Genomic DNA, 11399 nt, shown 5'->3' with positions numbered 1-11399 from the left:
CTTCTGGGGCAACTTCCTGCTGCTGCGCGAGCTGCCCTACCCCGGCGGCGAGCGTGAGGTGGTCGGCGCCTTCCACACCGAGTTCCCCCTCGCCGAGCACGTGTCGATCGGCATCGACGGCACCGACGACCTCACCGAGGCCCTGCAGCCCTTCGTGGCCGCCGGGATGGAGGTCGACAGCGGCACCGTGCTGACGACCGGCGCGCTCGTGGCGCCGCGTCCGGTCGCGGAGGAGGTCGTGGTCCGCCCGCTCGAGAGCGACGACGACTGGGAGCGGCGCGCGCGGCTCAGCTTCCACCTCTGGTCGCAGACCGAGGAGGCGACCTTCATGACCTACGCGCGGCGCAAGAACGCGCAGGAGCGTGGGCTGGTGGCCCGCGGGCTCGGTCGGCGGTACGGCGCCTTCGTCGGCGACGAGCTGGTCAGCACGGCGGCCGTCTTCGTCACGCACGCCGGCATCGCGCGCTACCAGAGCGTCGAGACGCACCCCGACCACCGACGGCAGGGGCTCGCGGCGGCGGTCGTGCACGCGGCCGGCGAGCACGCCCTCGCGACGTACGGGACCGAGGTGCTGGTGATCGCGGCCGACACCGACGGCGACGCGATCCGGATCTACCGCAGCCTCGGGTTCACCGACGTCGAGCGCCACACCACCCTGGAGCGGCGCCCGGACGCCTGGGCCTGACCCACATCCCCCGGCGCCGCCCCACTAGGGTGCGAGTCATGACGACGATCGACATCCGCGCCCGCCTCGCCGAGGTGCTCCCCGGCATCCGTCAGGACCTCGAGGACCTGGTCCGCATCCAGTCCGTGAGCGCCGACCCGGCGCGTGCCGGCGAGGTCGAGCGCAGCGCCGAGGCGACGCGCGACCTCTTCGCCGCCGAGGGGTTCGACGCCGAGATCGTCCGGGCGTACGACGGCGCCCCGCCGGCCGTGATCGCCAAGAAGGCCGGCCCCGAGGGTGCGCCCACGGTGCTGCTCTACGCCCACCACGACGTCCAGCCGGAGAACGACCACGCCGACTGGGACTCCCCGCCGTGGGAGCCGACCGAGCGGGGCGACCGTCTCTACGGCCGCGGTGCCGCCGACGACAAGGCCKGCATCGCCGCCCACCTCGGCGCCGTCCGGATCTTCGGCGACGCGCTCCCGGTCAACCTGGTGATGTTCATCGAGGGTGAGGAGGAGGTCGGCTCCGACACCCTCGTCGCGCTGCTCGAGGCCCACAAGCAGCGGCTCTCCGCCGACGTCATCGTCATCGCCGACTCGGGCAACTGGGACATCGGCGAGCCCGCCCTCACCACCAGCCTGCGCGGGCTGGTCCGGATGGACGTCGAGGTCCGCACGCTGACCCACGCCGTGCACTCGGGCATGTGGGGCGGCCTCGTGCCCGACTCGATCATGGCCCTGAGCCGACTCATCGCCAGCCTCAACGACGAGGCCGGCAACGTGGCCATCGAGGGGCTCTTCTCCGGCCCGGCCGCCGACGTGGAGTACCCCGAGGCCCGGCTCCGTGCAGAGTCCGGCGCCGCCGAGGGCATCGAGTGGATCGGGTCCGGCTCCGTCGTCGAGCGGCTGTGGACCAAGCCGGCGCTCTCCATCACCGGCCTCGACGCCCCCAAGGTCGAGGGCGCGTCCAACACCCTGGTCCCGGCCGCCCGCTGCCGGATCAGCCTGCGCATCGCCCCCGGCGACACGACCGCCAACGCCGTCGCGTGCCTCCAGCGCCACCTCGAGGCGCACGTGCCGTGGGGCGCCACCCTCTCCACGACCGTCGTCGACACCGGCGAGGCCACCGCGATCGACGCCACCGGCCCGGCGTACGACGCCGCGCGCGCCGCGTTCGCGGAGGCCTGGGACGGCACCGAGCCGGTCGACATGGGCGYCGGCGGCTCGATCCCCTTCATCGCCGAGTTCCTCGAGGCGTTCCCGGAGGCCAGCGTGCTCGTCACCGGTGTCGAGGACCCCGACACCCGCGCCCACGGGGCCAACGAGGGGCTCCACCTCGCCGAGTTCGAGAAGGTCGTGCTCGCCGAGGCGTTCCTGCTCCGCAATCTCGGTGCGTAATCTCGGGGAGCGCGCGCCAACCTGCCCTTGGAATGTGACAGTTCTACTGTCATAGTGGGCGGCGGTCCTGGGAGGGACCTCCGCCTCGGGAGGCTGCCGGGGCTGCACAGGATCGGGTGATCCCCGCGATGACCGCACCGCACGCCGACCACACCCTCACCACGCTGCCGCTCGACCGCCGTCGCTTCCTCGGCTACGTCGTCGCGGGCTCGACCCTCGTGGCCGCCGCCGACCTCGGCCTCCTGGACGCGCCGGCCGCCTCCGCCGAGATCCCGACCCTGCCGCAGGTCCCCGAGCTGTACGACCTCAACGACATGCTCACCGATGCGGCGCGGCCGACCGCCAACCTCATCACCGTGGTCATCCGCGAGGACGGCACCGCCACCTTCGCGCTGCCCCGGATGGAGGTCGGCCAGGGCATCACCACCTCGACGGCGATGCTCATCGCCGAGGAGCTCGACCTGCCGCTCGACAAGGTCGAGGTGACCCTCGCGCCGGCGCGCCAGGAGCTGCTGTTCAACCAGCTCACCGGTGGCTCCAACACCACCATCTCGACGTACACGCCCATCCGCGTCGCGGCCGCCGTGGCCCGCGCCGCACTGCTCGACGCGGCCGCGATCGTCCTCGGCGACACCGTCGCCGGGCTGGTGGCGAAGGGCGGCGTCATCACCGCCCCCAGCGGGGCGTCCGTGACGTACGGCGAGCTGGCGGCGCGGGCGGCCAGCTCCACCACCCGTGCGGTCGAGGTCCAGCTCAAGGACGAGTCCGACTTCGCCGTCGTGGGCACGCCCACGAACCGGGTCGACGCCCTGGCGGCCGTGACCGGGACCAAGGACTTCACCACCGACCTGCAGGTCGAGGACGCGCTCCCGACCATGGTCTGTCGCGCTCCCACGCTCAACGGCACCCCCGTGCGGGTCCGCAACCAGGCCGCGGTCGAGCAGCTGCCCGGCGTCACGCACGTGGCCACGGTCAGCACCGGCGTCGCCGTACGGGCCGAGACGTTCGGCCAGTGCATCGACGCGATCCGCGCGCTCGACGTCGAGTGGGCCGACGGGCCGGTCRCCGGCGAGAGCGACGCCACCATCCTGCGCCGGCTCCGCTCGGCGCAGCTGCCGATGCCGGCGCTGCCGCCCAATCCGCTGGCCAGGACGATCGGCGGGGACTTCACGTTCTACTTCCGCAGCAACTCCGCGATGGACACCAACTCCGCGATCGCCGACGTCCGCGCGGACGGCGCCACGATCTGGGCGGGCCTGAAGTCCCCGATCGTCGCGCAGCAGCAGATCGCCGAGAAGCTCGGCATGACGCCGGACCAGGTGAGGGTCAACGTCGTCACCGCGGGCGGCTCGTTCGGTCGCCGACTGTTCTTCGACGGCGCGCTCGAGGCCGCGGAGATCTCGCAGGCGATGGGCCGGCCGGTGAAGCTGATGTGGCACCGCGCGGACGACGCGCGGGTCGGTCGCGGGCACCCGATGGGCACCTGCCGGGTGCAGGCCGTGGTGCTCGGCAAGGAGGTCCTCGCCTTCAACCAGTCGCTGACCTGCGTGGAGACCGACTTCCGGCACGGGCTCGGCGAGATCGTCACCGCCAAGGCGGYCGACCTGCCCGGCGGGCTGGGCAACCAGGGCTTCGCGCAGACGATCTTCGCTCTCACCCAGGAGGTCCCCTACGACTTCGGCGCGGTCACCCAGACCGTCATCGAGACCGACGACCGCTTCAACACCGGGTCGATGCGCAACATCTACTCGCCCGACGTCCGTGTCTCCAGCGAGCTGGTGATCGACCAGATCGCCGCGCGGATGGGCCTCGACCCCTACGAGTTCCGGCGCAGGTTCCAGCGCAACGAGCGCCTCCTCGCCGTGCTGGACAAGGTCGCCGAGGCGGGGGACTGGGGCCGGAGCATGCCTGCGGGAACCGCGCAGGGCATCGCGATCCACAAGGAGTACAAGGGCGTCTCGGCGTGCCTCGTCGAGATCGACTGCCGTCCCGCGACGACCGGTCGCCGGATCCGCGAGGCCGTCACCGGCCCGCGGGTCACCAAGGTGACGTACGCCGTCGACGTCGGCCTCGCGATCAACCCGCGAGGCCTCGAGGCCCAGATGCAGGGCGGCATCAACGACGGCATCGCGCTGGCCCTGACGTCCAGCCTGCACCTGCGCGACGGGCACTTCCTCGAGGCCAGCTGGGACAACTACTTCTACACCCGCCAGTGGAACACCCCGCCCGAGGTCGAGGTGATCGTGATGCCGTCGACGGAGAAGCAGCCCGGCGGCGCCGGCGAGGCCGGGGTGGCGGCGACCTTCGCGGCCGTGGCCTGCGCCTACGCCCGGGCGACCGGGACCGTCCCGACGTACTTCCCGATCAACCACAAGCAGCTCTCCTTCGAGCCCAAGCCCTTCGTCCCGCCGATCCCCGAGTCGCCGACCAACGGCCTCGACCTGACCTCCTGAGGAGCCCCCGCATGCCTCTCCAGACCTTTGTCCTCAACGGCAAGACCGTGACCGTGGACGTCGCCGACGACGTCCGGCTCCTGTGGGTGCTCCGGGACCGGCTCGGCGTCACCGGCCCGAAGTACGGCTGCGGCATCAACGTGTGCAAGGCCTGTACGTCGCACATCAACGGCTCGGCGTTCAACCCGTGCGCGGTGCCCGTCGGTCGCGTCGGGCCCGACGACGAGATCACCACCATCGAGGGGCTGCCCGACCAGGTGGAGGCACCCCAGCGCGGCCCGAACGGCCTGCACCCCATGCAGGAGGCGTGGCTGGACCGCGACGTCCCGCAGTGCGGCTACTGCCAGCCGGGCCAGATCATGGCCGCCGTGGCGCTGGCCAGGAAGGTGCGCGAGGAGGGTCGCGAGATCACCGACGCCGACCTCGACACCATCCGGAACATCTGTCGGTGCGGCACCTACACCCGCATCCGCGAGGCCATCGTGGACGGGGCCGGACGCATGTGAGTGCGCGGCCCGTAGAATCGCCGCGTGCCCACGCCGACGAGCAAGCGCAAGGGCGGTGACGGCCGTCTGACGGCTGCCATCGACCCCCACGACCAGGGCCCGCAGGACGCGTGCGGCGTCTTCGGGGTCTGGGCCCCGGGGGAGGACGTCGCCAAGCTCAGCTACTTCGGGCTCTACGCGCTCCAGCACCGCGGCCAGGAGTCCGCGGGCATCGCGGTGAGCAACGGCCGCCAGATCCTCGTCTACAAGGACATGGGGCTGGTCTCGCAGGTCTTCGACGAGTCGACGCTGGAGTCCCTCAAGGGCCACGTCGCCGTCGGGCACTCGCGCTACTCCACGACCGGCGCGAGCACCTGGCACAACGCGCAGCCGACGTTCCACCCCACCGCCACCGGCTCCATCGCGCTGGCCCACAACGGCAACCTCATCAACACCCCCGAGCTGGCCGCGATGGTGGTCGGTGCCGAGGGCGGCGAGCACCTGGACCTCCAGATGCGGATGCCGCCCGCGTCCACCAACGACACCTCGGTCGTCACCCAGCTCCTCGCGCACCACCCCGGCCAGACGGTCGAGGAGCGGGCCGCCGAGCTGCTCCCGCAGATCCAGGGCGCCTACTCCTTCGTCTGGATGGACGAGCACACGCTGTACGCCGCCCGCGACCCGCAGGGCATCCGCCCGCTGGTCCTCGGGCGCCTGGAGCGCGGCTGGGTGATCGCGTCGGAGACCGCGGCCCTGGACATCGTGGGCGCCTCGTTCATCCGCGAGATCGAGCCCGGCGAGATGGTCGCGGTCGACGAGGACGGGCTGCGCACCCAGCAGTTCGCCCAGCCGGCCCCCAAGCACTGCCTCTTCGAGTTCGTCTACCTCGCCCGCCCCGACACCCTCATCACCGGCCAGCGCGTCCACAGCGTGCGCGTGGAGATCGGTCGCCGGCTGGCCAAGGCCTTCCCGGCCGACGCCGACCTGGTCATCCCGGTCCCCGAGTCCGGCACCCCGTCGGCGATCGGCTACGCCGAGGAGTCGGGCATCCCCTACGGCATGGGCCTGGTCAAGAACTCCTACGTCGGGCGGACCTTCATCCAGCCCAGCCAGACCATCCGCCAGCTCGGCATCCGGCTCAAGCTCAACCCGCTGCGCGACGTCATCGAGGGCAAGCGCCTCGTGGTCGTGGACGACTCGATCGTGCGGGGCAACACCCAGCGTGCGCTCGTGCGGATGCTGCGCGAGGCCGGCGCCCGCGAGGTGCACGTGCGGATCAGCTCGCCGCCGGTCAAGTGGCCGTGCTTCTACGGCATCGACTTCGCGACCCGCGCCGAGCTCATCGCCAACGGCCTCACGTCCGACGAGATCTGCCGCTCGATCGACGCCGACTCGCTGGGCTACATCGACCTCGAGGACCTCGTCGAGGCCACCTCGGTGCCGATGGACGACCTGTGCCGCGCCTGCTTCGACGGGGTGTACCCGATCCCGCTGCCCGAGCCCGAGCGCCTCGGCAAGGGGATCCTCGAGCCGTCGGCCGACCGGGTCGCGCTGCCGGTGCTCAACAACCCCTGACCACTCGCCGTACCCATCCCAGCAGGAGCGACGTGACCGACAGCGACACGACCCACCCCGTGCCGGCCGGAGACGAGGGCGCGTACGCCGCCGCCGGCGTCTCGATCGAGGCCGCCGACCTGGCCATCGAGCTGATGAAGGGCTCGGTCGCGCGCGCCACCCGACCCGAGGTGATCGGGGGCCTGGGCGGCTTCGCCGGCCTCTTCGACGCCTCGGCGCTCACCCGCTACCAGCGGCCCCTGCTCGCCACCTCCACCGACGGCGTCGGCACCAAGGTCGCGATCGCGCAGGCGATGGACGTCCACGACACCATCGGCTTCGACCTCGTCGGCATGGTCGTCGACGATCTCGTGGTGTGTGGCGCCGAGCCGCTGTTCATGACCGACTACATCGCCACCGGCCGGGTCGTCCCCGAGCGGGTCGCGGCCATCGTCAAGGGCATCGCCGACGCGTGCGTGCTGGCCGGCTGCGCGCTCGTCGGCGGCGAGACCGCCGAGCACCCGGGGCTGCTCGCCCCCGACGAGTACGACGTCGCCGGTGCCGCCACCGGGGTCGTGGAGGCCGACCGGCTGCTCGGCCCCGGCCGGGTGCGTCCGGGCGACGTGGTGCTCGCCATGGGGTCCAGCGGCCTGCACTCCAACGGCTACTCCCTGGTGCGCCACGTGCTGCTCGGCGCGGGCGGGCCGGGCTGGTCCCTCGACCGCCACGTCGACGTGCTGGGGCGCACCCTGGGCGAGGAGCTCCTCGAGCCCACCCGGATCTACGCCAAGGCCTGCCTGGACCTCGCGGCCCAGACCGAGGTGCACGCCATGTCGCACGTGACCGGCGGCGGGCTCGCGGCCAACCTGGAGCGGGTCATGCCCGTCGAGGTGTCGGCGACGCTCGACCGGGCCACGTGGTCGCTCCCGCCGGTGTTCTCGTTGGTCGCCGAGGTCGGCAACGTCTCCCGCGAGGACCTCGAGGCGACCCTCAACTGCGGCGTCGGCATGGTCGCGCTGCTGCCCGCGGAGTCGGCCGACCGGGCGATCGCGGTGCTCGACGGGCACGGCATCCCCGCGTGGGTGGCCGGCGAGGTGCACACCGGCGGCGACGGACGCGTGGACCTGACCGGGGACCACCGCTGAGCCGTTCGGAGAACTCGTCCGGATTTCGGTCCACCCCGAAGTGCGGGAACAGCCAGGTAACAGGTAGCGTTGTCCTCACGAGAAATTCTTGAGACAGCCCGGGAGCCTTCGTTGCCCCGGCCGATTTGCGAGGGGGCTGACCCTATGGGGCGCGGCCGAGCCAAAGCCAAGCAGACCAAGGTCGCTCGCGACCTGAAGTACCGCACTCACGAGACGGACTTCGGGGCGCTCGCCAGTGAGCTTCACGGCGACAGCGGCACCGTGGACGAGCAGGTGGATCCTGAAGTCCTCGAGAAGTGGTCCGACGTCATCGAGCCCTCTCGCGACTGACGTCGCACCTCCGGTCCCCTGACCGGGCACTCCCGCTGCGCTGACCCGCCGACCGGGCACTTCCGTCGCGCTGGAAAGCGCCGACCGGGCACTTCCGTCGCGCTGGAACCCACCGACCGGGCAGTTTCGTCCCGCAACGCACGACCGGGCACCTCCTGCTGCGCGCAGGAAGTGCCCGGTCGATCGGCCCAGCGGTCCGGAAGTGCCCGGTCGGTCAGGGGAGCCAGACGCCCCGGAGCCGCCCGACGTCGTGCATGCGACGCTCGGCGAGCCGGTCGGCCGCGATGGCCGGAGCGACGCCCTCGGAGGTCGCGAGCTCGAAGACGGCCTTGGTCGTGTCGAAGATGCCGGTGGCCCGCTGCTGGGCGCGCTCGAAGGAGAAGCCCTCGAGCTCGTCGGCCACCTGGATCAGGCCGCCGGCGTTGACGCAGTAGTCGGGCGCGTACAGGATCCCGCGCTCCTCGAGCTGCTTCTCGACGCCGTGGTGCGCGAGCTGGTTGTTGGCCGCGCCGCACACGATCTTGGCCGACAGCACCTCGACGACCTCGTCGGTGAGCGCTCCGCCGAGCGCGCACGGGGCGTAGACKTCCAGCGGGGCGGCGACGAGCGCCTCGGTCGAGGCGACCGCGGTCACGGCCTCGTGCTCGGCGACCAGGGCATCGACGGACGGCTGGTGCACGTCGGYGATGACCACCGAGGCGCCGTCCTCGACGAGGTGGCGCACGAGGTGCCGGCCGACCTTGCCCACGCCCGCGACGCCGACGGTGCGGCCGTGGAGCGTCGGGGCACCCCAGACGACCTCGGCCGCAGCGCGCATGCCCTGGAACACGCCGTACGCCGTGAGCACCGAGCTGTCGCCCGCGCCGCCGTGGGCGGTGGTGCGACCGGTGACGAAGGAGCACTCGCGCGCGATGTGGTCCATGTCGTCGGAGAACGTCCCCACGTCGCAGGCGGTGTAGTAGCGACCGCCGAGCGACTGCACGAACCGGCCGTAGGCGCGCAGCAGCGCCTCGGTCTTGAGGGTCGACGGGTCACCGATGATGACCGCCTTGCCGCCGCCGAGGTCCAGGCCGGCGAGCGCCGCCTTGTAGGACATGCCGCGTGAGAGGTTGAGGACGTCCTCGATCGCGTCGTCGGTGCTCGCGTAGGGGTAGAAGCGGGTGCCGCCGAGGGCGGGACCGAGGGCGGTGGAGTGGATGGCGACGATGGCCTTCAGGCCGGTGGCCCGGTCGTTGCAGAAGACGACCTGCTCGTGCTCGCTGCCGAGGTCGAAGACGTCGACAGTGGGGTTTCCAGACATGGTGGTGTCCTTCGATGTGTCGTGGCGGCCGCGTGGGTGGTGCGACCCGGTCGTGACGGTCATGGGTGGTGACCGCCGTCACCTCCAAGGTTAGTCCGACTCGCGCATGATCACGACGTCGCCGTGCGTGCCGTAGCCGAGCAGCGGGCCGCCCGCCGCCGCGCCGTTGAAGGCGATCATCAGCCACCGGTCGTCCACCCGCGCGAGGGTCGGCCACGGCAGGTTCGTCGGGTACGGCGCGTCCAGCGCGCCGCGCTCCACCAGGTCCGTGCCGAGCACCGGGAACCGGGCGCGCTCGCCCCGGCGCCCGTCCCTCCCGTCGCTGGCCAGGACGAGCAGCTCGCCGTCGACCCGCAGCAGGGTGGTGCCCTCGGTCGCCCGCCGGTCGGGTGCCGCGGAGAGCAGGGTCAGGTCGTCGAGGGACGGCCCGGCCGCCACGGCGGGGTGGAAGCGGAAGAACCGGCTCGCGCTCACGAAGCCCACCAGCCAGCGGTCCTCCTCGCGCACCAGGTGCGGGTCCCACACCGCGACCGAGGTGAAGCCGTCGGTGGGCAGCGGCAGCTCGACGGTGTCCAGCACGTGCTCGCCGTGCAGCAGGTCCACCGACCCGTCGACGGTCGCCAGCGTCACCCGCAGCGACGACGCGGCGGTCCGCGAGGCCCGCGTGCTGGGCTGCTCGAAGTCCCCCCAGGTGCTCGTCGCGACCAGCCACCGGTCGCCGTCGCGGACCACGTGCGTCGCGTGGTCGCCGTACACCCCGGGCCGGTCGGGGCGACGGAAGAACAGGTCGCCCGCGCGCCGCAGCTCGAGGGTGTCGGGGGTGAGGCGCCACAGGCTGGTGTGGGCGCTGTCGAAGAACCCGGGCCCGGCCGAGGTGGCGCTCAGCCACAGGTCGCCGTCGTCGCGCACGGGGGAGCCGTCGGCGTGGCTGACCAGGCGCAGGTCGCGCAGGCCGAGCTGTCCGAAGGTGCCGGCGACCGAGGGCTGCGGGGGCAGCTCGACCCGGAGCTCGGCGAGCGCCGCCTCGTCGTGCAGGTCGCGGACGTCGAGGTCGTCGCGCAGGTCCCGACGGGCGCGGGCGACCCAGCGCCCCTGCTCGCGCGACCACCCGGTGAGGTGGCTCCCGGTCAGGGTGAGCCCGAGCCCGGTCGGTGACTCCGCGCGGCCCATCCGCCGGCTCCGGTGCACCCCGGTCCCGTGGCCTCGCGTGACGGTCAGGGAGAGCGACCCGTCGTCGTACGACAGTCCCAGGCGGGCCGCGTCCAGGCCCAGGGCGAGGTAGGAGCGGTCGGTCGGCCTGGAGAGCGTCGTCGTCGCAGCGACGTACGGCGCGCGCACCGGCATCCGGTCCCCCCCGCCGTCCGCGGTGCACAGGCGCGTCTCGGCGACCAGGTCGACCGGCCGCAGGCGGCGCACGATCTCGAGGCGGGGCAGCACGGGGCGATCATCGCAGCCGGCGCCACCCCGCCCGGGAGGGGTCAGCCCAGCGACATCCGCGGCTCACCGTTGACGAGCCCGGTGCCGGCGATGGTGCACCGGCCGCTGCGGACCGCGCCGCCGTTCCACGCCTGGCGCACGCAGGACCGGGTGGCCATCTGCGCCCAGTAGTTCGGGTGCAGCGACTCCTGGATGTAGTACGGGTTGCTCGAGTCGCAGCAGGTCGAGACGGTGCGGATCTGGTTGATCCACTCCGTCTGGTCCACGGCTCCGGGCTGCGTCCACGAGGACAGCCCCTTCTCCTCGTAGAGGCCCACCGTGTTCTCGCAGAGTCGGCGACCGTTGAACGCCGACGACAGGTCGAGGGTGCGCACGTTGGTGAGCCCCGAGTCGGTCGCGCCGCCCATGACGGCGCCGTTGATCGTGGGCAGTGCGGTCGCGTTGGCCCAGTCGGCGTCCCGGTTCCAGAAGCCGCAGCCGCCCGTGCTCATCCGGGAGTAGCCGGACTCGGAGTAGCGGAACGACGACGAGCTCGGCAGCGGCGACGGGTAGTTCTGGACCAGCAGCGTCCAGGCGTTGTCGGCGTACCCGGCGTTGCGCATCGCCGTGCGCACGTTCTGCAGCGCGGTGG

At 72.4% G+C, this 11399-nt stretch carries 9 protein-coding genes and 1 pseudogene; 7 read left to right on the top strand and 3 right to left on the bottom strand.

The features are described 5' to 3' along the window. From ACXJKL_RS05410 to ACXJKL_RS05380, 7 genes are all read left to right on the top strand, one after another. Positions 1 to 685: GNAT family N-acetyltransferase (locus ACXJKL_RS05410; RefSeq protein ID WP_457206035.1), on the top strand; the 685-nt coding region annotated here is incomplete at its 5' end. A gap of 38 nt (positions 686 to 723) precedes the next feature. Further along, positions 724 to 2064: a M20/M25/M40 family metallo-hydrolase gene (locus ACXJKL_RS05405; RefSeq protein WP_457206034.1), complete on the top strand. Its 1341-nt coding sequence runs from the start codon at positions 724 to 726 to the stop codon at positions 2062 to 2064. Between the two features lie 128 nt (positions 2065 to 2192). Continuing rightward, a complete protein-coding gene (locus tag ACXJKL_RS05400) occupies positions 2193 to 4517 on the top strand; it encodes a molybdopterin cofactor-binding domain-containing protein (RefSeq protein ID WP_457206033.1) in 2325 nt (774 codons plus the stop codon). Positions 4518 to 4528: 11 nt separating this feature from the next. Next, positions 4529 to 5023, top strand: coding sequence for a (2Fe-2S)-binding protein (locus ACXJKL_RS05395; protein ID WP_457206032.1), 495 nt, complete (start codon positions 4529 to 4531; stop codon positions 5021 to 5023). A gap of 24 nt (positions 5024 to 5047) precedes the next feature. Beyond that, on the top strand, positions 5048 to 6577 hold the full coding sequence (gene purF / locus ACXJKL_RS05390; protein WP_457206031.1) for an amidophosphoribosyltransferase: 1530 nt from the start codon (positions 5048 to 5050) through the stop codon (positions 6575 to 6577). Positions 6578 to 6609: 32 nt separating this feature from the next. Continuing rightward, positions 6610 to 7701 (top strand): phosphoribosylformylglycinamidine cyclo-ligase, encoded by a 1092-nt coding sequence (gene purM / locus ACXJKL_RS05385; protein ID WP_457206030.1) that lies wholly within the window; start codon positions 6610 to 6612, stop codon positions 7699 to 7701. A gap of 144 nt (positions 7702 to 7845) precedes the next feature. Continuing rightward, on the top strand, positions 7846 to 8031 hold the full coding sequence (locus ACXJKL_RS05380) for a DUF3073 domain-containing protein (RefSeq protein WP_457206029.1): 186 nt from the start codon (positions 7846 to 7848) through the stop codon (positions 8029 to 8031). Positions 8032 to 8245: 214 nt separating this feature from the next. On the opposite strand, the gene ACXJKL_RS05375 is transcribed toward ACXJKL_RS05380, so the two are convergent. The 3 genes and pseudogenes from ACXJKL_RS05375 to ACXJKL_RS05365 all read right to left on the bottom strand — a co-directional run. Then, positions 8246 to 9331 (bottom strand): Glu/Leu/Phe/Val family dehydrogenase, encoded by a 1086-nt coding sequence (locus ACXJKL_RS05375; protein ID WP_457206028.1) that lies wholly within the window; start codon positions 9329 to 9331, stop codon positions 8246 to 8248. Between the two features lie 90 nt (positions 9332 to 9421). Further along, entirely contained in the window at positions 9422 to 10768 is a 1347-nt protein-coding gene (locus ACXJKL_RS05370) for a hypothetical protein (RefSeq protein ID WP_457206027.1), read from the bottom strand. A 41-nt stretch (positions 10769 to 10809) separates the two neighbouring features. Then, a pseudogene (locus ACXJKL_RS05365) lies at positions 10810 to 11399 on the bottom strand (hypothetical protein); the annotation flags it as partial.

It is taken from the genome of Nocardioides sp. P5_C9_2, from assembly GCF_054049555.1.
This window is presented reverse-complemented; position numbering and strand designations above follow the sequence as displayed.

Coding starts and splice junctions, on each gene's coding strand:
- ACXJKL_RS05395 (WP_457206032.1), top strand. CDS start 4,529: ATGCCTCTCCAGACCTTTGTCCTCAACGGCAAGACCGTGACCGTGGAC.
- ACXJKL_RS05380 (WP_457206029.1), top strand. CDS start 7,846: ATGGGGCGCGGCCGAGCCAAAGCCAAGCAGACCAAGGTCGCTCGCGAC.